The organism is Gemmobacter denitrificans (assembly GCF_036964905.1).
Classification (GTDB): domain Bacteria; phylum Pseudomonadota; class Alphaproteobacteria; order Rhodobacterales; family Rhodobacteraceae; genus Gemmobacter; species Gemmobacter denitrificans.
Genome location: NZ_JBALHR010000013.1, coordinates 54,928 through 79,507, shown reverse-complemented (window position 1 = coordinate 79,507; position 24,580 = coordinate 54,928). Strand labels below are relative to the sequence as shown.

Genomic DNA, 24,580 nt, shown 5'->3' with positions numbered 1-24,580 from the left:
ACTTATCGGACGCCGTGTGCTTGCAACCGGCCCTCAAGAAATTCCGTAAGTTCGGCACTGCTTGAGCCGTTGGTGAAAACTTCAAGGTCGGCGACTGAGCCGTGCTGCATGTCGATAACGACACGAATGCCAATCAGGTAGCCATATCCTTTTGCGGCATTGGTCATCGCAAGTAGTTTCGCCCTATCTTGAGCATCAAGGCGATTTTCGACGCGTTTGGCTTCAACGACCAAGAGATTTTCTGGGAGCCCAATCCGATGCACGATGATGTCAGGTCGTATCAATCGCAGCGCTTCGACTTGGTCATCGAGCCCATATGCCAACATCTTGGCCTCTGTCTGGCGGCGATTCCACTCTGCGTTCACATTCCATTCTGGAAACAGAGTCGCCATCAATTGGCAAAGCTGGGCAGTTATGGCTTGTTCACCCGGATTTGCATACCGGAACGCTTCGTCAGTCAGTAAGTCTTGCATCGCGGCAGCAAACTTGGACAGCGTGTCGTTAACCTCCGTCAATTAGGACTGCTCCTTCTGGCGACGTGACTGCCAGAAACCTTAGCGGCGATTGTCGCAAGACAGTAGCCCCCTTTCATGCCCTCGCCAGCGGCGCCACGTTCCAGAAAAGCACCCGCCCCGGCCCACGCTTTGCCAGGCACATCTCCCAAGCCTTCGCATCGTAGTGCGGATCGGCCGGGAACGGGGCGCCCAGCGCGGCGCGATCGCTGAACTTGCGGGGATGAACGTGGATCGTGGCCCCGCCGACCTCGCGCGGGGTGAGGTCTCGGCCGATCTGGACGACGTAGCGGCGGGCTTTCGGCCAGGCGGCGGCGAGGCCGCGGGCGAGGACGCCGGAACCGGCGGCGCACCAGACCTCTTCGGGATCGAAAGCGGCCAGGCGGGCGGCGGCGGAGATTGCCTCGACCGCGCCCGGGATTTCGGCGCCGAAGGGGATCAGGCTGGCGCCGGTGTTGCGGCAGTATTCGCGGGCGCGGGATTGCACGACCGACAGATAGCCCGGGCTGATCGGCACGACCTTGGCGCCGAGGCGGGCGGCCTCAAGCGTGCGGGGATGCGGCCGGGTGCGGGCGGCGACGAAGATCGTCGCGCGCTTGCCGAGGCGTCGGGCGACCGTTGCGATCGCGGTCTGTGCGCCGCCTTCCGGCGGGCTGGCATAGACCGCCTCCTGCACTCCATCGAAGACCTGGGCGATGAAGCGGGCCTTGGTGCCGCCGGGGAAAAGATCATCACGGACAACGGCGATTCCGTGGTGCATTTCGAGGATCGGGGCAGTCATTGGTCGTCCTCCGGATCGGCTTCGTCGTCGGTGTCCGGCCCATCGATCTCGCCGAACTCCACCGGCCCGCAGGCCTCGGTCGCCTTGCGGGGATCGCCCTTGCAGAATACCAGCACGTTCTGGTGCGTCCGGCCGAGCTTGCGGGCGGCGGTGAACTGGCGACCGACACGGATCGGCAGGGAACCCACGGCGGTGACGAGGATCGCGTCGTTGTAGAAGCGGGCACCGGCGGCCTCAAAGGCTTCGACCGTCAGGCCCGGCAGGTTGACGAAGAAGCCGTCAGCATCGCGGACATCGCCGATGACCCAGACGGCGAAGCGGTTCGGCCGGAGGCGGGCGACGGCCTGGGCGATGATCTCGCCCAGGGCCGTCAGGAAGTCGGCCAGGGGCATGGTTGAAAGGTCCGAGGGGTCATCGGAATAGCGTTCGAGGTTCCAGTAGGGCGGGCAGCTGAACACCAAATCGGCCTCGATGCCAGCCGCCAGCCGGGCGAGATCACGGCTATCCCCGGCGATCCAGCGAGGCGCCGGGTCGCCCGCCAGATCGGCCTGCGCCAGGTTCGCGGCCACCTGTTCGGCGCGGAGTTCGATCCCGACGTAAGGCCGCCCAAGGCGGGCCGCGACGATGCCGCGGACGGAACCGCCCGCGAAGGGGTCCAGGACGGTGCCACCCGGCGGGCAGAACCAGCGATAGGCGATTTCGCAGAGGACCGGATCGAAGATCGACGTGCCCGAGGCGGTGGGAGCATCCGAGGCGGCGTAATGGTTGGCAAGGAATTCTTCGGTCGTCAGTTCCCGGCCAAGTTCGGCCTCCTTGGTGCGCTTCTTGGCGTAGAAGGATGGATCGCCCGAGGTGTGCGAGGGCATCAGCACCCCGCCATTGTGCGGGGCGGACTGCCCAGCCCCGACCACATGCTCGCCGCGCATCAGGTCTTGCCCGAAAGTGCGGGCGGGGCCCTTAGCCATGGGCGGCCTCCTTCCGGGTGCGCTTGCCCTCTTTGTGGCGATAGTGGTCGATGTCCTTGTGGATCGGGGCGGGGTCGGCGGAGCCCATGCCGGGGACGGCGAGGAAGGATTTCTCGCCCGACCAGCCGCGATCGAGGGGACGGGGCGTGCCGCCGGGGGCAGCGCCACGGCCGAGTTCAGATCGGACACCCAGATCCAGCCAAGCGCGCTTGCGATCCTGCCACCAGCCCTTGCGGGCCTCAAAGACCGAGAAGGGCGGGATGCCGAAGCGTTCGGCGAGGTTCGCCGAGGGGGCCGGGGCCGCCGCGCCACCGCCGGTGCTTTCGCCCTGGGCGTCTCCCTCACCGCCGCCCATGCCAAAGCCTTCAAACCCGGCCATGATCTCGTCCAGTTCGGCCTCATCGAAGCCGATCAGGTCCAGATCGAAATCCGCCTCGCGCAGCGCCGCCAGTTCCGACCGCAGGAGATCGTCGTCCCATCCGGCGTTTTCGGCGATGCGGTTGTCGGCGATCACCAGTGCCCGGCGCTGGGGCTCGGTCAGATGGTCCAGCACGATCACTGGCACTTCGGTTAGGCCCAGCGCCTTCGCGGCCATCAAGCGGCCGTGGCCTGCGATGATCACCTCGTCCTCGCCGATCAGGATCGGGTTGGTGAAACCGAACTCGGCGATCGAGGCCGCGATCTGGGCGATCTGATCTTCGCTGTGGGTTCGGGCATTGCGGATGTAGGGAACCAGTCGGTCAACCGGGAGCATGTCGATCTGAAGCACGGGGAAGGGCCTTTCGGATGGGGTTGGCCGAGGGCTGCGGCCTTAGGTGCGCACCCGCGCACCCAAAGCGCGCACCCAAGGCGCGGACCCAGATTTTTGTTCTGTCACTAGCGGTTAGACGCGTCTAGGCCCCCCGCATACGCCTCCCTTCCGGGAGAACCTAAGGCGGGGGGGCTGCCGGGAGCGGCGGCGGGAGCAGGGGTGAGGGCTTGGAGTGAAGCGATCCGTCGCCTGCACCCTTCGCCATCTTGCCTTCTTTATGCGTCAAAACCCGGGAAAGTGTCGCGCCCGAAGTTCGACGGATCGAGCGGGTTGTCCTCGGTGTCCGCAGCGCTTTCGCGCGGTTGATTGCGGGCGGTTGCGGTGAGGGGTTTTGCGCCCTTGCCTTTGCTCTTTGATTTGTCGAGCTTTTCCAGCTTCTTCGAGATGGTCAGAAGAGCGGCCACCCAGCGGCGCCAGGCGGTGGATCGCACTACACCAGCCCTGATGCAGACCTGCCGCCAGCGGGCACCTTCGGCCCTGAGCCAGATGATCCGGGCGTCCTCGGGGTTCAGCATCAGGAGCCAGTCGAAGCATTCCTCCATCCGGCTGATGGCCGCCGCGCTGGGGATCACGCGCATCGGGCGCTCGGGTGTGTAGCCGTAGGCGTGGCGGGCGTCGTGCACCACCGGCGGCCAGGAATTGCCATAGCCGCGGGGGCGGTCTTTCTCGGGCAGGTTCCTGAGGGTGTAGGCGGCTTCCTCGAGGCGATCCTCGATCTCGCGGGGCGTCAGGCGCAATGGGGGGCTCCTTCGGGGCTAGTAGATTTGGCGGGCGCGCAGGGTGGCCTCGGTGACAAGGCCCGCCCGCAGCAGGGCGTCACGGGTAGTGTTGGTGAAGGCGCTGGGCGGCACGTAGCTGCCGGAGTTGATCCAAGCGGCGAGGCGCAGCAGGTGTTCGGGAATGCCGCCCGGCGTGCCGGACGCCACGGCTGGGACGCCAAGCGCGACAGAAGGGCCAGCGCCAGCTTCGCCAGCCCCTCGCGCCTTTGCCCCCTGGGCGATCCGCTTGGCATGGCGCGCCGCGATCGCCTGGCTGAAGTAATCCCACGTCCGGATCGGGCTGCCTCGTGGCCTGGCCGTCCGGTCGGCGATCACCGGCAGCACGTCGAGGTCGAGGTCGTAGCCCGCTTTCAGCCATGCGCCGATCGTGGCCGTGGTGGCGGTGATCGCCGCCCTGGCCGCCGGGGTCATCCCCTCGCCGCAAGCGGCAAGGCAGGCGGCCTCGGCTGCGTCCAGATCGGGGCCCTCGTCGCCTGCCGAAACCTCGACCCGGCCCTCGCGCGTCGCGCCCGCGTCAAGCGCGGTAGTAATTACTGGTTCTTTACTTACAGGGTTAGTGTCCAGATTCTGGACACGGCTTTTCGCCAAATCTGGACACGGCTCCGGGGTCGACCCATGTCCAGAATCTGGACATGGCTTGAGGGCGAATTCCTCCTCGAAGCCGAGGAAGTACCGAGTCGTCCGCTGGCGTTTTGTGTCATCGTCGAGGCGCCGTTCGCGGCGGATCAGCCCGGCTAGTTCCAGCTTGTCGAGGTGGGTGTTGAGGCTGGCCCGCGAGATTTCGGCATCGGCCGCCAACTGGTCCTGCGATGGGAAGCACCCATAATCCGGGTTGTGCCGATCGCAGAGATGCCAGAGGACGAGCTTGGTCGCAGGCGCCAGCCCGCGCTGCTGGATCGCCCAGTTGGTGGCACGATGGCTCATAGCGCGGCCGTCACCGTCAGCCGCTTCACGATCGCCTCCATCAGCGCGATCCGCAGATGCGCATCGTCCTGGCGCATCTTTCCGGCCCGAACCCGCGCCCAGTAGAACTGGCGCCGCAGGTCAAGTTCGCGCTGGGCTTCGGCGATCAGGGCAGAGACTGGGAAGCGGCCTTCGGGGGTGATTTTGGTCATCGGCGCCCCCATCTCAGCGCCGCCCGGCCACGGCCTTGTGCTGGCCGGTCTTGCGGGCTTCCTGCTCCTTCAGCCAGTCGCGGACAGCCTCCTTCCGGTAGAGCACTTTGCGGCCGACGCGGACGCAGGGCGGCCCCACGCGCCGGGTCTCCCAGCGCTGCAACGTGTCGACGGAAAGGGCGAGCTGCCGGGCCAATTCCGCTCGGTCAAGCCAGCCATCCAGCAGCGCCGGATCGGCGCCCGCGTCCTTCAAGGGATTGGTATCCATGAGTTTCTCCTCGCGCCGCCGCCCCGGGGATCGGGGCCGGTCATCGGCCAGGAGAGGCAAGCACACGGCAGGGACCGGCGAAGAGGCGGAAACCGGCGGAAAGGAAAAGGGAATTACGCCGGTCACGCTGGACCGTAGTTCAACCGGCAAAACGCGTGCTGCAACCGGCTTGATTGGCGACGGGTTTATGACAATCTGAAGGAGAGCAGTTCACAACAGATTCGCCACAACGTCGCCGCGCCCCGAAGGGCGAGGTGCACGGCCCCTGTGCGTTCAGGGGCTGGAGAAAGGAGGGCGGTGACGGGAGGCAGGTGATGGGGTTTCCGCCCAGGGATTTCTATTCTGTTGGCGATTTGTCCGTGCGCTGGGAGGTCGCTCCGCTCCAGATCATCGAATGGGCCATGAACGGCCGGATCGAACTGATCGTGGCGCTGCCACATGCTGAATTCGAAGGCGGCGAGGAGGCCGATTACGCGGCCATTCGCGCCGGGCACGCCCGTCCGCTGTTCCGCTCCTATGGCGATGCCGAACGGCACGTGTTCATCCGGCGGGCTCGCCCTCCCAGTTGCAGCAAGATGCTGGCGATCGTCTCCCCGCCAGACGGCGTGAAAATCATGGCGGCCGATGTGCTTGTCGCGACCGCGGAGGTGGAGCGGTTCGAAGACGAGAATGGCCTTGTCCGTCGAGTCGTGTCCGGCCCGGGGGCACAAACCCGATACGACTGGGACGGGTTCTACTGCGAGATCATCTGCCGGATGCATGACAAGGGCCTTCCTGAGAAGCAGAAGGAGCTGATCGACGACATGGTCGAATGGTTCCTCGACCGGTCGGTCAACGGGGATGCACCTGATCCTTCGACAATCCGCAAGAAGATCAGAGGCTTCTGGGGCAGGCTTCGCCCCGAATAGCCAGCACCCCGCCCAGCGCCGACCTGACCGGCGTAATTGCCCAGACCTTTCCGCCGGTTTCCGCCTCTGCGCCGGTTGACCCCGAATGAGACATTGCTCCGCGCCGCGGGTCGTCGCTGACTGCGGGTGAAAGGAGCGTCACATGAAGGCAAAACTCTCAGAACGCGTTGTAAAGGCTGCCGAAATCGGTAGCCGCAAATACGTCCTCTTCGATGAGGATACCCCCGGTTTCGGGCTCTGCGTCTATACCACCGGGCGCAAGGGCTTCGTCCTGATCTACCGCATCGCGGGCCAGCAGAAGCGCTTCACGATCGGGGTTTGGCCGACATGGTCGGTCTCGGCCGCCCGAGATGAAGCGAAGCGCCTGATCCGCGAAATCGATCGCGGGGAAGACCCGCTCGACACCCGCAAGGCTGCCCGCGGCGCGCCGACGGTCAAGGAACTGGCCGAGCGGTTCATCGAAGAACATCTGCCGAAGCTGGCCAAGACCAACGCTTCGGACCAGAAGAGCATGCTTGAAAAGCTGGTTCTGCCGGAATGGAAGAACCGCAAGGTGGCGGACATCACGCCCACCGATGTCGATCGCCTCCTGACCAAGATCGCGGCCGGGCGGGCCCGGCCGTCGAAGAAGAAACCCACCCAGAAACGGCGCAAAAAACTGGCCCCGCCCAAGCCTACGCCGGTGAGGGCAAACCGGGCTGGGGAGATGCTGCGCAAGATGTTCAATCTGGCCATGCTATGGAAGATGCGCACCGACAACCCGGCCTTCGGGTTCCGCCGCCGCCCCGAGGTGGCCCGCGATCGGTTCCTCTCCTTCGAAGAAATCGAACGCCTGGCGAACGCCCTGGCCGTCGACGAAGACCAGCGCGCCGCCAGCATCATTCGCCTCTGCATGCTGACCGGCGCACGGCTGGGCGAGGTCCGGACGGCCACCTTCGACCAGTTCAATCTCGATCTGGCCATCTGGACCAAGCAGGCCGCCTACACCAAGCAGCGCCGCATCCACCGCGTGCCGATCTCGCACGAGGCCGTCGCGCTGATCCGGCTGCGGCGCGACATCGTCCCCAAGGGTTGCCCGTTCCTGTTCCCCGGCGACGTGCCTGACCAGCCGGTCGGCGATCCCAAGCGTTTCTGGCCGAAGATGCAAAAGGTCGCCCAGATCCCCGACGTCCGCATCCACGACCTGCGCCACACCTTCGCCTCCCTGTTGGTCTCCGGCGGCGCCTCGCTAGAAATGATCGGCCGCCTCCTGGGCCACACCCAGATCGGCACGACGCAACGCTACGCCCACCTGATCGACGCGCCCCTGCGGGCCGGGGTCAACGCCGTGGGCGAGATGCTGAAGCCGAGGCTTAGGGTGGTGGGGGAGTAAAGAGCAGCACCGTCATTGACGGGAAACATACCACCATAACGCGACTGGCGACGCCTTTGTGCGTTGCCGCGCGGTCTGAACTCCGCTTATGCTAGCGTATCAAGGCACTTATCCGATTTACCGCTGTAACGGTGCGTCGCGCTGCGAGGACAGGACCGCATGGAGAAGCGATCGCTCAGTGAGCGTGACATTTGCACAAAGTTCATTACGCCCGCCCTGCGCAATGCTGGATGGGATGAAATCACGCAAATCCGAGAAGAGGTCAGCTTTACCAAGGGGCGCATTATTGTTCGGGGCAAACTGGTAAGCCGCGGAAAGGGAAAGCGCGCCGATTATATTCTGTCGGTAAAGCCGAACATTCCGATTGCAATCATTGAAGCCAAAGAGAACTCCTTGCCTGTTGCAGCGGGGATGCAGCAAGGGCTTGAGTATGCTGAGACCTTGGGAATTCCGTTTGTGTTCTCATCGAACGGTGACGGTTTCGTGTTTCATGACCGCACGGGGCTGAGCCCAGCGCCCGAAACGACGCTCGCGCTGGATGAATTCCCTTCACCTGCTGACCTTTGGGCGCGCTACCGGGCTTGGAAAGGGCTTTCCGACAAAGCCGCTGCGGTTACATTGCAGGACTATTTTGACGACGGTAGCGGGAAGTCTCCACGCTATTATCAGGTCAACGCTGTGAATGCGGCGATCGAAGCCATTGCCAAAGGACAAGATCGGGTCTTGTTGGTCATGGCGACAGGCACAGGCAAAACCTATACGGCGTTCCAAATCATTTGGCGGCTTTGGAAGGCTGGCCAGAAGAAGCGTATCCTGTTTCTGGCCGATCGAAACGTGCTGATCGACCAAACGATGGTTAACGATTTTCGGCCGTTCGCAGGCAGCATGGCGAAGCTGTCCACCCAGTCAAAGACCATTGAGCGGGCGGATGGCACCCTCACCGATCTGACGCTGGCCCTGGACAAAAAACGCCGGATCGACACGTCCTATGAAATCTATCTGGGCCTCTATCAAGCGATCACAGGCCCGGATGAAAGCCAGAAGCTTTACAAGGAGTTTTCGCCGGACTTCTTCGATCTCATAGTCATCGACGAGTGCCACCGAGGCAGCGCCGCAGATGACTCTGCCTGGCGCGAAATCCTTGATCACTTTTCCGCAGCGACTCAGATCGGTCTGACTGCCACGCCCAAGGAAACCGAGTATGCCTCGAACATCGACTACTTCGGGGCGCCGGTTTACAGCTATTCCCTGAAGCAGGGCATCCGAGATGGCTTCCTTGCCCCATACAAGGTGATCAAAGTTCATATCGATCGCGACGTTCAGGGTTATCGCCCGGTTCAAGGGCAACTGGACCGTGACGGCGAAGAGGTCGAAGATCGCATCTACAACACCAAGGACTTCGATCGCACGCTGGTGCTTGACGACCGCACCAAGCTTGTCGCCCAGAAGGTCACCGATTTCCTGAAGCAGAGCGGCGACCGGATGGCGAAGACGATCGTCTTTTGTGTCGATCAGGAACACGCGGCCCGCATGCGCCAGGCGCTGATCAACGAAAACGCTGATCTCGTGGCCCAAAACCATCGCTACGTCATGCGGATCACGGGGAATGACAAGGAGGGCCTCGATCAGCTTGGCAACTTCATTGATCCCGAAGCTGCCTATCCAGTCGTCGTGACCACCTCGCGCCTTTTGTCGACCGGCGTCGATGCCCAGACCTGCCGCCTGATCGTCCTTGACCGCGAAGTCGGCTCGATGACTGAGTTCAAGCAGATCGTCGGCCGCGGCACCCGGGTGCATGAAGACACCCAGAAGCTCTATTTCACCTTGATGGATTTCCGCGGTTCGACCAGCCATTTCGCTGACCCGGAGTTTGATGGCGAGCCGGTGCAAATCTACCAGCCCGGCCGGGATGATCCGATTACCCCGCCGGACGATGCGCCTCAGACGGGTGATGATGGTGAACCCCTGTCGCCCGAACCCGGCACTGACGAGACTGTTCTGATCGATCCGGTCGATCCGATGGCTGGCGCCGGGCCGATGGGCAATCCTATCCGCAAGGTCTATGTGGACGGGGTAGGGGCTCAGATCGTGGCTGAACGGGTCGAATACCTTGATGAAAGCGGCAAGCTGGTCACGGAGTCCTTGCGCGACTACACACGCAAGGCTTTGCAGAAGCAGTTCTCAAGCCTTGACGCCTTCCTCAAGCGCTGGAACAGCGAACAGCGCAAAGAGGCGGTGGTCGAGGAACTGGAAGCCGAAGGTCTGCCGCTGGATATGATCGCGGCCGAGCTTGGCCGTGACCTCGATCCCTTCGACTTGATCTGCCACATCGCCTTTGACGCCAAACCGTTGACCCGGCAGGAACGGGCCGAGAATGTCAAGAAGCGCGATGTCTTCACCAAGTTCGGCCCCCAGGCGCGTGCCGTTCTGGAAGCGCTTCTGGCCAAGTACGCCGATGAAGGGGTGATGAATCTCGATGACCCCGGCGTGCTGAAAATCGCGCCCTTCAGCGGGATGGGAAGTGTTGTCGAACTCATCCGCGCCTTTGGGGGAAAACCCGGGTTCGAACAGGCCGTGCGCGACCTGCAATCTGCCATCTACGAGGAAAGTGCGTGAAAAAGGTTACCCCAGAGCAGTCAATTCGTGTTCCGGTTAAACTCGTCGATGGCGAGTGGGAGTTTGCCTACGGAGGCAAGGTTCCCGTCGGAAACGGTACCGAGGGTGAACTTATTGTCCCTGCGAAGGCAATCGTTGATCCCAAGTTTCTCGAAAGAATGAAGACAAAGGCAAGTATAAGGATTCTAGAGGAGGGAGCCGAGCTTCTCGCCTATGTGGTCACGAAGGATGACAAAGGCATATCGGAAAAATCGAAAGTACACCTCATCCCGTGGAATGCAATGCGTGATTCAATTGCAACTGAGTTCATTGATAATTGGAGTGCGGGTCAGCCTTCTTTCGTAAAGGTGGCTATTGGAAATCCGACAGACAGGCATAAAGCAAAGTTTGAAACTCAGTCGGGTGGCTTGTGGTTGCTCATTGAGGGGCGCGAGTCTGCTGGCCTACAGTCGTCACAGATATCGCTGCCAGATGGCATCACTGACGAAGCAGCAATAAGCCTCAACCACGCCTTTACGCTACTTTCTGAAGTCTTTGAGCCTTGGCGCAAAGCCCATACAGGAAACGTCTATCAACGGTACCTCTATAAAGAAAAGAATGACCGTTGGTACCCGCTTGAGCTCTTGCGAAACGGTGCAATCGCTGGTCAGGAGCAGGCCATAGCCTACAGCCTCTGGCAAGACTTCCTGGCGAAGATCGCCGCAAACAAGAACATCTGAAAGACCAAGAATGTCCGTCCGCACCCTCGTCAAATCCATCCAGGACATCATGCGCAAGGACACCGGCGTCGACGGTGACGCCCAGCGCATCAGCCAACTGTGCTGGATGTTCTTCCTCAAGATCATCGACGATCAGGATCAGGAACTGGAACTCACCAAGGACGCCTACACCTCGCCCATCCCGGCCGATCTGCAGTGGCGCGCCTGGGCGGCCGATCCCGAAGGCATCACGGGCGAGGCGCTGCTCGACTTCGTCAACCTCACCCTCTTCCCGCGCCTCAAGGCCCTGCCCGCAGCCGCGGGCCCCCGCGCCAAGGTTGTCCGTGACGTGTTCGAAGACGCCTACAACTACATGAAATCCGGCCAGCTCATGCGGCAGATGATCAACAAGATCAACGAGGTGGATTTCAACAACCTGACAGAACGCCAGCACTTCGGCGACATCTACGAACAGATCCTGAACGACCTGCAGAACGCCGGAAACGCAGGCGAATACTACACTCCGCGCGCTGTGACCGCTTTCATGGTCCAGCAGATTGACCCCAAGCCGGGCGAGATCATCTTCGACCCCGCCTGCGGCACCGGCGGCTTCTTGACCTGCGCCATGCGCCATATGCGCGACACCTACGTCAAGCGGCCCGAACATGAGGCGCTTATGCAGGCCTCCCTTCGCGCGGTGGAAAAGAAACCGCTGCCCCACATGCTCTGCGTCACCAACATGCTCCTTAACGGGGTGGAGGAGCCGAACTTCGTCCGCCACGACAACACCCTTGCCCGCCCGCTGGTCAGCTGGACCAAGGATGAACGCGTCGACATCGTCCTGACCAACCCGCCCTTTGGCGGGAAAGAGGAAGACGGGATCGAAGGTAACTTCCCCACCTTCCGCACCCGCGAAACCGCCGATCTGTTCCTTGCCCTAATCATCCGCCTGCTGAAACCCGGTGGCCGCGCCGCCGTGGTGCTGCCCGACGGGTCGCTCTTCGGCGAGGGGATCAAGACCCGGCTGAAAGAACACCTGATGGAGGAGTGCAACCTGCACACCATCGTGCGGCTGCCGAACTCGGTCTTCAAACCCTATGCCTCCATCGGCACCAACCTGCTGTTCTTTGAAAAGGGCCAGCCCACGCAGGATATCTGGTATTGGGAACACCGCGTGCCCGAGGGGCAGAAAGCCTATTCGATGACCAAGCCGATCCGGCTGGAGCATCTGGCCGATTGCGCCGCATGGTGGGGCGGGGCTGCGCGGGCTGGGCGCGAGGAAGGCCCGCAGGCGTGGAAGGTCTCCGCCGCCGACATCAAGGCCCGTGGCTATAACCTCGACATCAAGAACCCCCATACGGTGGCCGATGACCATGGCGACCCCGAAACCCTGCTGGCCGATCTGGACGCGGCCGAGGCGCAGGTCCACGCCTTGCGCGATCAGTTGAAGGCGATCCTGACTGAGGCGCTCTCGCGATGAAGGACGGAACTTTCACCGCCGACCGCCTGCTGGCGCTGTATGACCGCGTGGCCGAGGCCGAGGACGCCATCCCCCGCCTGCGTCGCTTTGTGCTGGATCTGGCCGTGCGCGGGAAGCTGGTGGAACAGGACCCGAGCGACGAACCGGCGGCAGAGTTGCTGAAGCGGATCGCGAAAGAAAAGGCGCGGTTGGTGAAGGCGGGAGAGATCAGGAAGCCGAAACCTTTCGATCCTATCGACGAGCCGCCCTTCGCTGTCCCCGCCAATTGGGCATGGTCGCGTATGCGCGAGGTGACAGCGGATCGGGGTCAAATGATTCCCAACACCCGTTTCACCTACATCGACGTTTCGGCGATCAACAAGGAAGCGGGCGTTATTGAGGCGCCAACGGTGCTTGAGCCCGCCGAGGCCCCCAGCCGAGCGCGGAAGATCGTGCGTAAGGGCGACGTGATCTACTCCTGCGTCCGGCCCTATTTGCTAAACGTCGCGGTCGTTGAGGACGAAATCGAACCCGCGCCAATCGCAAGCACGGCATTTGCGATCATCAACGGGCTGGGGCTGATCCTGCCGCGCTACATCTGGATCGTGCTGCGTTCGCCGTTCATGGTTGCAGCGGTGGAAGAAACCCAACGCGGCCAAGCCTATCCTGCGATCAACGATTCAGACTTCGCGGTTCTACCGTTTCCCCTCCCACCCCTCGCTGAGCAGCAGCGGATCGTGGCCAAGGTGGATGAACTCATGGCGCTGTGTGACAGGCTCGAGGGCGCGCGGGCGGGGCGAGAGGCGGTGCGGGATCGGCTGACCGCCGCCACCCTTACCCGCCTGACCGCCCCCGAGACCGACGCCGAAACTTTCCCCACCCACGCCCGCTTTGCCCTGCAAACCCTCCCCACCCTCACCACCCGCCCAGACCAGATCAAAACCCTGCGCCAAACCATCCTGAACCTCGCCGTGCGCGGGAAGCTGGTGAAGCAAGACCCATCCGACGAACCGGCGGCAGCTACCCTAAGGAAGATCGCTGATCAAAAGCGACAACTCATTCGAACAAAGAAGCTCAAAGGTAACATCCCGATAACCAACTCTATTTCGTACCGCGAAGCTGTGGACATACCGCTCGGGTGGAGTTGGGCATCGTGTGATGAGCTCTTTTTTGTAACAAAGCTGGCTGGCTTCGAATACACAAAGTATTTCGATCTCAAGGACGAGGGCGAGGTGCCAGTCCTGCGGGCACAGAATGTTCGTCCTTGGGTTATCGCAGAACACAATTTGAAATACATGCCACTTGCGACTTCAATTGCGCTTGAAAGAAGCGCGATTACAAAGCGGAGCCTCTTGATCACATTCATCGGAGCGGGCATTGGGGACGTCGCATTAATTGAGCCCACGAGGCGATGGCATCTTGCCCCGAATGTTGCGAAAGCTGAACTGTTTGAGGGCTGTGACGACCTCTTTTGCCTAGAATATGCGGTGTTGTTCTTTAACTCGCCGGTTGGTCGAGATGAGGTCTTCAAACATGTTAAAACTACGGCGCAGCCTAGTCTTTCGATGGGTACAATAAGGGACATGGATGTTCTCGTTCCACCCCTCGCCGAACAACACCGCATCGTGGCCAAGGTCGATGCCCTGATGGCGCTCTGCGATCAGCTGGAAGCCAGCCTCACCACCGCCACCACCACCCGCTCCCGCCTCCTCGAAGCCCTGTTGCACGATGCGCTGCGCGGGGCGCCGGGCGATCAAGCCGAGGCCGCCGCATGACCGAGCCACGCGTGTTCAACGTCTATTGTGACGAAAGCTGCCATCTGGAGAACGATGGTATCCGGGCCATGGCCTGGGGTGCGCTCTACGCCCGGGAAACCGAGGTTCGATCGATTGCCGAGGCGATCCGCGCCCTGAAGGTGCAGCACGGGCTAAGCCCGACGATGGAGGCCAAGTGGACCAAGGTCTCTCCGGCCAAGGTCGGCTTTTATCTTGCGCTAGTTGATCTGTTCCTTGCCGACGACCGGCTGCGCTTTCGCGGGCTGGTCGTGCCGGACAAGGCGAAGATCAATCACGCCCAGTTCGACCAGACGCATGACGACTGGTACTACAAGATGTACTTCCTGATGCTGCGCCCCATCTTCTGCGCGCCGCATCGCTATCGCATCTACATGGACGTCAAGGACACGCGTGGCGGCCCGAAGACGCGCAAGCTGCATCAGGTCGTGGCAAACGACCTTTACGACTTCAATATGGAGTCCGTGCAGCGTGTGCAGCAGATCCGCTCGCATGAAAGCGAACTGTTACAGCTGACGGACATCCTGATCGGGGCCCTGACCTATGCGAACCGGGGGCTTGTCACCAGTGCGGCCAAGGTCGCCATCATCACACGGCTGCAGGAACGGCTGGGGCGGGGCGTGCTGACACGCACCTCCACCTTCTCGGCCACAAAGTTCAATCTGCTGGTCTGGCAGTCGCGTGGGGCTGTCGAATGAACCCACCGGATTTGCTCCGGTTCGCTGATTTTGGCGGTGACTGGGCCGCCTATGAGGCGGAACTGAACCGGGTGTTCCTGGACGAGATTGCCCGCGCCGGTCTGGTGTTCCGTGGTGAGGCCGTGAACTGCCGCCGCCATGCCGAAGTTGCCGGGCGCTGGGCGTCATACTGGCACTTGGTGCAAGAGGGGCGAGTCGAGGATGACCGGACGCCGGACCTGCGTCGCTGTGAGCGACTGCGTTGGGTGCCATGGGTGATCAAGAACGCGGTGGCGCATCCCGAAATCGATGAGTGGCAGAACACCCGGGGAACCGAAGTGAATACGCTGCTGTGGTACCGCGAGGAATACCTTGTGATCCTCGGGCAGCGGAGCAGCTACTGGTTGTTGCGAAGCGCCTATTGCACGGAGAAAAGCGGCCGCATCGCTCAGTTGCGGAAGGAACGTGATGCCTCCAATCGCCGCTGACTGCGCCATCGCCAGAAATTCTGAAGCCGCCCGGGTTAACCAAGGCGGCCTCGAATGCTCATCCTACACATGGCAGGTGGGACGCGCTACATATGGCGTCAGAATCTCTGCTTGTCAAGAAGATTCAGGCTTGACAAGCCTGTTTCAGGGGTGTCGCGATGCGGCGAATTCTATTATTAACAATGGGTTAAGGGGTCATCTTGGGGAGATCGGAAACCATCTGACCCGCGATGGCGAAGGCGAAACAAATGAGTGATATCAAGCTGTTCCGCATAGCCTCCGGTGCCATTACTGAACTGGCTGGAACGACCGACACGGTCGAGAAATCCGTGCAAGTCCTGTTCGAGAAGAACCTCGAGGCGCTGCTGGGTGTCCGCTTCTTAGCCACTGAGTACACGACCACCCATGGCGGCCGGATCGACACGCTGGGCCTGGACGAGAACGGCTGCCCGGTGATCCTCGAGTACAAGCGGGCCAGCAACGAGAACGTCATCAACCAGGGGCTCTTCTACCTTGATTGGCTGATGGACCACCGCAAGGATTTCCAGTGGCTGGTGATGGAGAAACTCGGCAAGGCCGCCGCCGATGGTGTCGACTGGTCCGCACCGCGCCTGATCTGCATCGCGGGCGATTTCAATCGGTATGACGACCATGCCGTGAAGCAGATGCAGCGGAACATCGAACTGATCCGCTACCGGCGCTTCGGGCCTGAGCTTCTGATGCTCGACCTTGTGGCAGCGACCTCGACCAAGGGCGTGTTTATCGACACTAAAGGCAGTGTGACGGATGGCGGGGCAGGGGGCGGCAACAAGTACAAGACGATTGGCACCGTCCTGCAGGAACTTGATCCCGGGATGTTGGACCGTTTTGAGGCCTTGCGCGCCTACATGATGGCACTGGGCGACGATGTGCAGGAGACGAGGTTACGCTTCTACATCGCGTTCAAGCGGATCAAGAACTTCGCCTGCGTCGAGTTCCGCCCAACGACCTCCAAGATTCTGATGTTCGTGAAAATTGACCCGTCGACGGTTCAGCTTGAGCCGAGCTTTACCCGCGACGTCTCCAACCTTGGCCACTTCGGCACCGGCGACCTTGAGATCACGCTGTCGAAGGCCGAGGATCTAGAGAAGGCGAAGCCGCTAATAGAACTCAGCTACGGCGCGTCATGAACTCGACACCAAACCTTAGGCTACCCACGGCAGAGGGAGTAAGCTATCCCTTGTTGCGGTCAAGTCAAGCAGACAGGCAGTTGACAAGACGAACGATAGCCAAAAAGCCAAAATCGACTTGATTGACGAGTGATCTGATACTGACAGGGGGCAAAATGAAAGTAAACGCGATCAACAGCTGGCGGCACCTTACCACAGTAAGCATACTTATTGTTGCGCTTTTAATTGGTCTACTTGCGCACTTTAATTCAAGCCAGATTGGAGAGAAGCTCTCAAGTCTATTGCTGTTTCTTGCTGGAACGATCTGCAGTGCTGTCATTACCTATATCTACTCCGGTGGTGACAAAACAATCCACTTGACTTACGATCGATTGATGCAGTTGGTCTCGGGTGCTGAGCTAGCGGGTTTGGATCGCGTTGAAAGCACACTGAAGTACGGCACAAAAGCAGAGAAGGCCTGCGAACTCGCAAAGACTTCAATTGACTTTATTGGGGTTGGTGGGACGAAATTTCTTCCGCAGATTCTAGATGAAAGCAGTAAGCTCGGCCGGAAGATTGCTGCGGGTGAAGTCAAGGTCAGAATAATGCTGCTTGATCCGGCGGGTACGCAGATTTCGAATTGGACGAAGAGTTCGTCGAAGCAAGAGCGTGTCAAGTCCGACATTGGAAGTTCGATTGAAATACTTAGGCCCAGGCTGAGTGATACCCTGCAGGCAAGAGTCTATGACTTCTTGCCTCCTCTGAGAATGCTAATAATTGATGGAAATCAAGTTTACATAAGCAGATATGATCCGGCTAGCGACACAGGATGGGACGCACCTCAGCTCTGTTTCAGCAATCGGGAGAGTACTGATAGTGCTGAGTTCTCGGTTGCCTTTAGAAACCTTTACTCACTTCTTTGGTCCAATGGGAAGGCAGCATGAGTGCGGTCGAGGTAAGCCAATCGGAGGGTAGAATAAAGTATGGGATTGCTCATGGTCGCTTCCAGCCTCTGCATAAGGAGCATCTGTCATACCTACTTGCGGCTCGTGAAAATTGCCAACACTTGATTGTGGCTATAACAAATCCGTTTGCGCCGCCCGATGATACATTTTCTGAAAGTGACCATCGAAATCGATCGGATGCCAATCCGTTCAATTACTTCATTAGGTCGCAGATAATTTCTAGGGCGCTGTTGGACGCTGGAGTTTCTTCAACAGACTTCAGCATAGTGCCATTCGAGCTTACAAGGCCTCAAGATTGGAAGTATGTTCTTCCCAAGGCTAGTGACTGTGTATTTTGGGTTCGAGTCTTCTCGTCGTGGGAGGAACGAAAAATGTCACTCTTCTCGACGCACGGCTATCGTGTCGAAGTCATTAATCGGGGCATGATCAAGGGGATGACCGCTTCTGAAGTCAGAGATCGTTTGCGAGCACAGAGGGACATCTCAGAACTTGTCCCAAGTGCTACAATTGATGTCCTGCAAGAGATCTACGGTTCGGAGCTAAGCTATGCTGTCTGACACTCAGATTCTTGATGAGATAGCGGCTGGTAGTGTTGGAATTTCTCCTTTCAATCGGGAGAATCTACGCCCGAGTTCCTATACACTTACTCTTTCATCCAAGATTCTCGTACCAGCCTATGCCTCTGGCCCAGTTGATCTGCGCGATCAGTCTACCTACCCGAGCTTTTCACAAGAGAGCTTAGGCGACGAAGGGTTTGTTCTAGAGCCCGGGGCGTTTGTTTTGGCTGGATCGAATGAAAAGATTTCGCTGTCCCGCTCAATCTCTGCCACTCTTCGAAATTTAACTGGCCTCTCTCGCCTTGGCATTTCTACAGAGATCGCTTCACTGGTCAGCCCGGGTTTTGGGGAAAGATCAGCGAAGAACATTACGCTAGAGCTTAAAAACTTCTCGCCGTTTGCGGTTAGAATTTTTAGCGGAATGCGGGCCTGCCATATGATCTTCTTCAAGATGTCCAAGGAGGCTCAGCTTGGTTATGATGTGGACGTCGGAGTACACGATTCTATTGATGCGCCCGCTGTTTCGAAGTTCTGGGAGTATTTTCAGTGAGTGATTCTCACGTTGATCACTTGGAGCGTTTGTGTTGCGGTTCAGTTGTTGTCTGGATTGACTGCGTCTCATCCGTTCGGTTCTTTGGCGCATCGAATTCGAAATGATAGTGCCTGCCGTACTCGGACAGCCGGGTGACTGCGATCTTAGCAGGTCAACAATAGGTCAACCTGCCGATCTACCTCGTTCTCGGTTTGGGCTACGGCCGCGTCCGCTGGCTGCGGTTGGGAGCGGCGAGGTAATCAAGCGAGATCAACGAGTTGGCGCGTAAGTTGTTGAAATCAACGAGTTCGATGTTCTCCTTTTGGTCCGCCTCATAACCTGAAGGCCGCAGGTTCAAATCCTGCCCCCGCAACCAGTTTCTACGAATAAGATCAATGCCTTACGCCCCACCATCCAGCGGGGCTTTTTGCTGTCCGAACGGCGGGTCAACAATAGGTCAACAAACGGACGAATTCCGCGTGCAAGATCAGCGGGATAGTAGACGGGCAGGACCCAGAGCGCGCGAAAACCGCAGAAGAGCGCGTCAAACAGGATCAGCCTCCTGTTCTACCGCTTCCAGCCCATCAACCCCGTCTCAGACGAAATCTTCAACTGGCTCCGTAGCCCCGATTCCACAATAGGCCGACTTCCCAGTCAGGACGCCATCCGCTCGACAACCCAGTCGGCGGCACCCAACTTCTTCCTTGCACGGACTATTCCGACCTCTCGTGGTTCTCGATAGGTCCGAATACCAAAGTCTCGAAGAAGCTTCTCAACCTCGTGGTTGTGTTTCACACGCGACAGGTCAGCTGGCGGCGCGGTCAGGTGAACATGCTTCGTTCGCGCCTCAAGACGCTGAATATCAGCCGGGCTTGGGAGTTTGCCAGCCCGATTCCACGGTGTCAGGATTGCCTGGGGGTCTGCATGCAGCATATCCGTCCAAACATTCTCATTGTGGCCAGTCTCCGACCCATGATGCGGCACCTTAAACACGCTGGCCTTTTGCTGTGGCCTGGCTGTTGAAGCCACGACAGCTGACCAACCGGCACGCGCGTCCGGCGTCTCTTCAAGATCGCCGCCAAGGAGAATGCATTCGTCCCCTATTGAGATCCAAAGGGCTATTGAATGATCGTTCTCCGCGGTGGAGACAGCCCGTCGCTTGGTCTTCCCAAACCCCGGAATAAGCTTGGCTATCTTCCCAAGACTCTCGGTAACTTGGAAGGCTGAAGGTGAAAGCGACCAGATTTCAACATGACACTGGTGGGAGACCGCATGCTTCGGAATCTGCAGCAAGCGAGTGTCTGCCAAACCCAGTCGGTTTTCCGCCCGGGTCCGCATCGTCTCGAAGACCTGCCTGAGCTCATCAACCCCAGTACCGAAGGATGATGCCAAAGGATCAGCGTGCGCAGCCAGGAAGGATAGAAACTCCGAGCCCGTGAAGGAACTTGGCACACATACAGTGGCGGCCGCACAAATCTGAACAGTGTTGGCGATACCTCGAATGTGGTCATCGTGCCAATGGGTTACCACAACCAACTTCACAGCGTGCTGTGGGTTGACGCCAATCGAATGCAAGTACTCAATAGCTGCCGGACGCGTTTGACCTTGCCTTGCTACAGAGTCTACGATGATCCAATGATCATCGCCGAGATGAACAAGGACTGACTCGCCATAGCTAGGACCGATAACTGTTACCTCAACTTCATCCAGTGCTGGTCGCGTCATTCTTGATCCACTGGATACCAGAAACAAGCGCCTTGAGCTCGTCCTCGGATTTCTTGAGGGACCTGCTAGTCCAAGCAGGAAGGCGACGAAAAACAATGCGCGAGTAGCGTTGACGGGTTCCAGACCTCGATTCTAGCCCGACCACCCAACGAAAAATTCCCCCAGGCTGAAGCAAATCCCGATCGCCGGGAGGTACGTCAGCGAGGTCAAACTCTGCGACTTCGTCATAATCGGTTTTCGCGCCCTTTATGTTACGAAGGCGAGCTGAGAACGAGGCGTCCTGAATTTCAAGAACCAACCCTTCCCATTCGAAGGTCTTGCCAGCAGAAGTCGGAATTGCCCTCCAAGCACGCAGTCCGATAGGACTTGGAGCCCTCAGGCTGCTTCCGTCCGAAAAGAAGGCGAAAGGCGTTGAAACTGGCCTAGGCGTAACCGCTGTCGCGACGGCTGCCCGACTGAAGACCCTTGTACCAGCTGAGGGTTCTGCCAGCTCCTGAAAGGCCAAACGACGAACTGCCGTCTGATTTTGCTCGTCCGTGTCCACGTCGAGGCCAGAGAATTTAAGCGCGGATGCTGTCATTCCAGATGACCCAGTACGGCAAGGATGATCTCTTCGCACCTGTCCATGCGTGGCTCAAATTCATTCTTTAGAACTTCCAATGCCGCCATGGCTCCATCCCCCTCTTTATAGCCCTTGAGTTCGAAATGATTGTTCACATGCGTTTGAATTCCAGTGTCAGCATCTATTTCGTACGCTGGCATCAGTCTCGCTTCACAGTGCCCAGACCAAGAAGCTTCGATCAACACCTCCCTCATGGAGACGTTGGTCATTCCTCCCAGCGTGACACCCTGAGAACCTTCAATTCTTTCGCCAAACGCACCCCAAGGGGCAGTCGGCGCGAAGGTTCTACCTAATTGTGTTCTTCGATCGCTACTTGGCGCTCGAAAATAGACGGTACGATTAATTCCAAACTGTGTTATCTGACTGTGCGGCAGTAAATCGCCAAAGACGCGCAATACGAAATCGAGCAAGGATATTTCAGGTGACTGTTCGGTTTGAAGGCTGAACCTATTGCGCTGGACATCCAAACGGAGCGGACCCAGCGTTACCGATGCCACCTCTGAGTGAACAACGTGCACCTCTGCGCTCTCGGCAGTCTCTTTGGAAATTACTTCGTTAACCAAGAACCACGATGGGTGGAAAATCGCAGGATTGAAGCTTCCTATGAGGACGATTGACCAGTTGTTTCGTTCGATCTCAGGCAACATAGGGTTCTTGATCCTGACCAGTAGGCTGCCGAGCATCCCTCGCAGACAACACGAAAGCGGCCGCTGCGATGCGGCCACACTCGTCTTCCCCTATACATAGACACTTGACAAGCCGTCAATCGATCGTTCGCAGGTCATGCACTCTCCTTCACCGCATACCCTGCCGCGAAGTTCACCGCTCCTTGAGCCAGCGCGAGCCCACCGGCCACAAGGGACGCCCCTACCTCGCCCCCACAGGCATCCGACAACCCCGGCAGCAAGGGCGCAATGATCGCGGCCACGATCGGGCCGAGGAGGCTCGTCCAGCCGACAGCGGCCATTTTGCGGGTGGGGCGAAGGGTGGGTTGATTGATCAGGTTCATGCTGGTCTCTCCTTGGGTGGGTTTCAGGCCCGGTTGATCCAGTTGCGCACGACGAAGCCCGGGCAGGCTTTCGCGGCGTGGTCGTTGTGACCGGTGATGCGGGTGATGGCGGTCTCGGCGCGGATGGCGTCGATCAGGCCGCGCAGGGCCCGATCCTGGGCGGCTGTGAAGTTGCGATCGAAAGGATCGGTCGCGGATGACCCAGCGCCGCCAATCAGGCAGATGTGGATCACGCCACGGTTGTGACCCTCGACCCCGGCGCCGATCTCGGTCTCGGCGCGGCCGGGCAGGATCGCACCATCGCGATCGATCAAATGGTGGTAGCCGATCTTGCGCCAGCCGCGCTCTTCGCGGTGCCAGCAGTCGATCTCCTTGCGCTTGGCGGTGAGGGGCTGGCCCCGCATCCAGTCGGGATGGGTGGCGGCGCAGTGGATGACGATCTCGTCTACGGGGTAGCGGGCGCTGCCCTGGAAGATCATCGGCCCGCCTGGCACCGCGACCGCAGGCTTCAGGTTGCGGATCGCGCCGCCTTCGGCTGCAACGGCCTTCAATGCGGCATCGGTGCGGGGGCCGAAGAGCCCGTCAATCGCGCCGGTGTAGTAGCCGAGGCGCGCCAGCGCCATTTGCAGCGCCTTTAGCGCGTCGATCTGTTCGGTCATGGGTGTGGTCCTTTCAGGCAAAGAAAAACCCCACCGGAAGGGCGGGGCGCAGGGCGGTTTTCGCGGGGTTCAACCAGCAGCGGGCGGGTCCGGCGGCGGCGATTTCGCCTCCCGGGCGGCGGCCAGTTCGGCGGCGAGAAGCGCACAGCGTTCGGAGAGGATCGCGATCTGCTGGCGCAGTTCGGCGACGTAGGCGGATGAAGCGGCAGGGGACATTGGGGCTCTTTTCAGGGTCAGAAATCGGTTTCGAGGTAGAGGCCGGTGCAATCGAACGCGACGGCCGCGGCAGTGGCGCCGTTGTTGAGGAAGAGGCGCGGGGCGAGGAAGGTCGCGGCTTGTGGCAGGTCGGTGGTGACTTCCTGTTCGAAGACAGCGCCGGTCAGCTCGTTGACGGCGCGCAGCCAGACGGAACTGCCCGCGGCGGGGCACCAAATGGTGAGGGTTATCAGCCCGGCCGTCACCACCGGGAACCCGGCGCCGAGATCCACGAGGGTTGGCGCGCCGGTCGCGTCATTGCTAACCAGCTGCCAGTTCGTATGGGTGCCGCGCTGGAAGCCGAGGCCGATGGCTTCCACCAGCGCGGAAAGAGTCGTCGTGACCGCCAAGGCCGCGACCGATGACAATAGACCGAAGAAGCCCATTCCGGTCGCTTGCAAGGTGGTCAGGCTGATCCGGGCGACAAGGGTGAAGCCGCCGAGGCCTGCGGCATTGCCCCGCCAACAGGCGGTCACGGCCGAGCGCTGATCGCAGACCGAATCCACCACCGCGGCCGATGTTACGCGCCAGCGCCGGGAACTGGACAGGAGCGATCCCGCTGCCAGGGCGGGGTGGCTGACGGTGCCGACACTGGTCAAGGCGATGCCCTGGGCGGCAATGGTCGTAGCCGAGACCGGGGCCCAGGCCCCGATCCGGTTCAGACCCATATGCGGCTGCAAGGGGAAGTCGCGCCCCGATGGCCGGACGACTTCCAGCCAGGGGGCGCCTGCCCGCTGTCGGCCGTAAAGCGCAAGCTTGCCTGCTGGTGGCGATGCGGGCACGGCGGAGAGGCCCGGGATCACGATCGGTGCCGGAAACTCCGCCCGCCCAGTGGCGCGATCGATCACGAAGGCGTCGAAGAAGGCCGAGCCGTTTGGCGAAACCTTCAGCGTTACATCGTCGGACCCTAGCAGCCCAAACAGCGCCCGTGCCGAGAAGCCGGTCTTCAGGGCAAGGCTGGCGTCATTCCCGGCGGCGGCCTTGTTGATAGTGGCTTCATGCGATCCGCCCGCATTGTTCAGCAGGGTCGCCGCGGCATTGACGCTCAACCGGTTCGACGCATCGGACGATGCGCCGCCGAGGCCCAAGCCCAGCGCAGTGAGGTTCGCGGTGGCCGCGCCGATCGCCGTAACGCTAGCCGCAAAGGTGACGGTGGGCGTGTTGATCACCGTCGTGCCCAGCGCCCCGGCGGTGGTCGAGCCGAGGTTGATCACCGTCGTCGATCCGGCTGCGCCGCCGGTGCCCAGGTTCACGGTTTTGGTGACCCCGGTCGTCGTGCCGCCAGTGCCGATGCCATAGGCGGCGGTGGTGGTGGCCGTGCCGATCGTCACCGAGGCATTCGAAAAGGTCGTGGGCCCCGCGAAGGTCTGCGCGGCGTTGCCGATATGGGCGAGGGTCGCCGAGAGGTTCGGCAGGGTGAAGGTGCGGGTCGTGCCTGCGGAAAGGCCGGAAAGATCGAAGGCCGCGAGCCGCGTCGGGTCGGCATCATCGGCCAGGCGGAAGAGGTTGTCCGGGAAGGGAAGCGACGCTTGCCTCACCCAGACACCGCCCAGAAAGGTCAGGGCGGCATCGGTCGCGCGATCCCAGACGGACCAGCCTTCCGCGGGCGGATAGAAGGCCCAGGCCCCATCCTGCCAGGCGGCGATCGCAAACGCTTGGCCCGCCCAGGCGCCAGTCGGTGCCGCGCCTACGACATAGCGGGCTCCATCGACCGGCGATCCTGGCGGGGTGTTCAGGCCGCTGCTTTCCACGGCGGGCTGCACGAGGGCATCGAGGGCGCGGAAGGCCTCGTTGACGGTGATGTGCTTTTGCGCCTGGTTCGCCTCGAGGAAGGTGAGGCGGATGTTCGGGGTGTCGGCCATGGGG

At 60.5% G+C, this 24,580-nt stretch carries 25 protein-coding genes; 11 read left to right on the top strand and 14 right to left on the bottom strand.

Annotation, left to right across the window (positions count from 1 at the left end):
- Positions 1-2 precede the first annotated feature (2 nt).
- The 8 genes from V6590_RS17065 to V6590_RS17030 form a co-directional block, all read right to left on the bottom strand.
- A complete protein-coding gene (locus V6590_RS17065) occupies positions 3-515 on the bottom strand; it encodes a hypothetical protein (protein ID WP_335424890.1) in 513 nt (170 codons plus the stop codon).
- Between the two features lie 73 nt (positions 516-588).
- A complete protein-coding gene (locus V6590_RS17060; protein ID WP_335424889.1) occupies positions 589-1,293 on the bottom strand; it encodes a hypothetical protein in 705 nt (234 codons plus the stop codon).
- Positions 1,290-2,258, bottom strand: a complete 969-nt coding sequence (locus tag V6590_RS17055; protein ID WP_335424888.1) for a DNA methyltransferase — start codon at positions 2,256-2,258, stop codon at positions 1,290-1,292. Before V6590_RS17055 ends, V6590_RS17060 begins: the two co-directional genes overlap by 4 nt.
- Entirely contained in the window at positions 2,251-3,012 is a 762-nt protein-coding gene (locus V6590_RS17050) for a ParB/Srx family N-terminal domain-containing protein (RefSeq protein WP_335424887.1), read from the bottom strand. The genes V6590_RS17055 and V6590_RS17050 overlap by 8 nt, the downstream gene beginning before the upstream one ends.
- A gap of 272 nt (positions 3,013-3,284) precedes the next feature.
- Positions 3,285-3,806 (bottom strand): DUF6362 family protein, encoded by a 522-nt coding sequence (locus V6590_RS17045; protein ID WP_335424886.1) that lies wholly within the window; start codon positions 3,804-3,806, stop codon positions 3,285-3,287.
- Positions 3,807-3,824: 18 nt separating this feature from the next.
- The gene (locus V6590_RS17040) at positions 3,825-4,772 is read right to left on the bottom strand and encodes a helix-turn-helix domain-containing protein (protein WP_335424885.1); all 948 of its coding nucleotides are present in this window, start codon (positions 4,770-4,772) and stop codon (positions 3,825-3,827) included.
- Positions 4,769-4,963 carry a hypothetical protein gene (locus V6590_RS17035; protein ID WP_335424884.1) on the bottom strand — a complete coding sequence of 65 codons (195 nt, stop codon included), beginning with the start codon at positions 4,961-4,963 and terminating at the stop codon, positions 4,769-4,771. Before V6590_RS17035 ends, V6590_RS17040 begins: the two co-directional genes overlap by 4 nt.
- A 13-nt stretch (positions 4,964-4,976) precedes the next feature.
- Entirely contained in the window at positions 4,977-5,231 is a 255-nt protein-coding gene (locus V6590_RS17030; RefSeq protein WP_136395974.1) for a helix-turn-helix transcriptional regulator, read from the bottom strand.
- Positions 5,232-5,545: 314 nt separating this feature from the next.
- Here V6590_RS17030 and V6590_RS20980 point away from each other — a divergent pair, with 314 nt between their 5' ends.
- The 11 genes from V6590_RS20980 to V6590_RS16975 all read left to right on the top strand — a co-directional run bounded on the left by V6590_RS20980 (position 5,546) and on the right by V6590_RS16975 (position 18,462).
- Positions 5,546-6,139 (top strand): hypothetical protein, encoded by a 594-nt coding sequence (locus V6590_RS20980; RefSeq protein WP_335424882.1) that lies wholly within the window; start codon positions 5,546-5,548, stop codon positions 6,137-6,139.
- A gap of 142 nt (positions 6,140-6,281) precedes the next feature.
- The gene (locus tag V6590_RS17020) at positions 6,282-7,511 is read left to right on the top strand and encodes a tyrosine-type recombinase/integrase (RefSeq protein ID WP_335424881.1); all 1,230 of its coding nucleotides are present in this window, start codon (positions 6,282-6,284) and stop codon (positions 7,509-7,511) included.
- Positions 7,512-7,670: 159 nt separating this feature from the next.
- A complete protein-coding gene (gene hsdR / locus V6590_RS17015) occupies positions 7,671-10,127 on the top strand; it encodes an EcoAI/FtnUII family type I restriction enzme subunit R (protein ID WP_335424880.1) in 2,457 nt (818 codons plus the stop codon).
- Positions 10,124-10,846 carry a hypothetical protein gene (locus V6590_RS17010; RefSeq protein WP_335424879.1) on the top strand — a complete coding sequence of 241 codons (723 nt, stop codon included), beginning with the start codon at positions 10,124-10,126 and terminating at the stop codon, positions 10,844-10,846. The genes hsdR and V6590_RS17010 overlap by 4 nt, the downstream gene beginning before the upstream one ends.
- Positions 10,847-10,856: 10 nt before the next feature.
- Positions 10,857-12,305: a class I SAM-dependent DNA methyltransferase gene (locus V6590_RS17005; protein ID WP_335424878.1), complete on the top strand. Its 1,449-nt coding sequence runs from the start codon at positions 10,857-10,859 to the stop codon at positions 12,303-12,305.
- Positions 12,302-14,059: a restriction endonuclease subunit S gene (locus tag V6590_RS17000; protein WP_335424877.1), complete on the top strand. Its 1,758-nt coding sequence runs from the start codon at positions 12,302-12,304 to the stop codon at positions 14,057-14,059. The genes V6590_RS17005 and V6590_RS17000 overlap by 4 nt, the downstream gene beginning before the upstream one ends.
- The gene (locus tag V6590_RS16995; RefSeq protein ID WP_335424876.1) at positions 14,056-14,775 is read left to right on the top strand and encodes a DUF3800 domain-containing protein; all 720 of its coding nucleotides are present in this window, start codon (positions 14,056-14,058) and stop codon (positions 14,773-14,775) included. The genes V6590_RS17000 and V6590_RS16995 overlap by 4 nt, the downstream gene beginning before the upstream one ends.
- The gene (locus tag V6590_RS16990) at positions 14,772-15,242 is read left to right on the top strand and encodes a hypothetical protein (RefSeq protein ID WP_335424875.1); all 471 of its coding nucleotides are present in this window, start codon (positions 14,772-14,774) and stop codon (positions 15,240-15,242) included. The genes V6590_RS16995 and V6590_RS16990 overlap by 4 nt, the downstream gene beginning before the upstream one ends.
- A gap of 248 nt (positions 15,243-15,490) precedes the next feature.
- The gene (locus tag V6590_RS16985) at positions 15,491-16,411 is read left to right on the top strand and encodes a DUF5655 domain-containing protein (RefSeq protein ID WP_335424874.1); all 921 of its coding nucleotides are present in this window, start codon (positions 15,491-15,493) and stop codon (positions 16,409-16,411) included.
- A 155-nt stretch (positions 16,412-16,566) separates the two neighbouring features.
- Positions 16,567-17,334: a hypothetical protein gene (locus V6590_RS16980; RefSeq protein ID WP_335424873.1), complete on the top strand. Its 768-nt coding sequence runs from the start codon at positions 16,567-16,569 to the stop codon at positions 17,332-17,334.
- A 567-nt stretch (positions 17,335-17,901) separates the two neighbouring features.
- The gene (locus tag V6590_RS16975) at positions 17,902-18,462 is read left to right on the top strand and encodes a dCTP deaminase (RefSeq protein ID WP_335424872.1); all 561 of its coding nucleotides are present in this window, start codon (positions 17,902-17,904) and stop codon (positions 18,460-18,462) included.
- 636 nt (positions 18,463-19,098) lie between these two features.
- Here V6590_RS16975 and V6590_RS16970 read toward each other — a convergent pair.
- The 6 genes from V6590_RS16970 to V6590_RS16945 form a co-directional block, all read right to left on the bottom strand.
- Positions 19,099-20,169, bottom strand: coding sequence for an MBL fold metallo-hydrolase (locus V6590_RS16970; protein ID WP_335424871.1), 1,071 nt, complete (start codon positions 20,167-20,169; stop codon positions 19,099-19,101).
- 576 nt (positions 20,170-20,745) lie between these two features.
- On the bottom strand, positions 20,746-21,435 hold the full coding sequence (locus V6590_RS16965) for a hypothetical protein (RefSeq protein WP_335424870.1): 690 nt from the start codon (positions 21,433-21,435) through the stop codon (positions 20,746-20,748).
- Between the two features lie 137 nt (positions 21,436-21,572).
- On the bottom strand, positions 21,573-21,800 hold the full coding sequence (locus V6590_RS16960; protein ID WP_335424869.1) for a hypothetical protein: 228 nt from the start codon (positions 21,798-21,800) through the stop codon (positions 21,573-21,575).
- A gap of 23 nt (positions 21,801-21,823) precedes the next feature.
- Positions 21,824-22,459, bottom strand: a complete 636-nt coding sequence (locus tag V6590_RS16955; protein ID WP_335424868.1) for an N-acetylmuramoyl-L-alanine amidase — start codon at positions 22,457-22,459, stop codon at positions 21,824-21,826.
- A 69-nt stretch (positions 22,460-22,528) separates the two neighbouring features.
- A complete protein-coding gene (locus V6590_RS16950; protein ID WP_335424867.1) occupies positions 22,529-22,675 on the bottom strand; it encodes a hypothetical protein in 147 nt (48 codons plus the stop codon).
- Positions 22,676-22,692: 17 nt separating this feature from the next.
- Entirely contained in the window at positions 22,693-24,576 is a 1,884-nt protein-coding gene (locus tag V6590_RS16945; protein WP_335424866.1) for a DUF2793 domain-containing protein, read from the bottom strand.
- Positions 24,577-24,580: the final 4 nt, after the last annotated feature.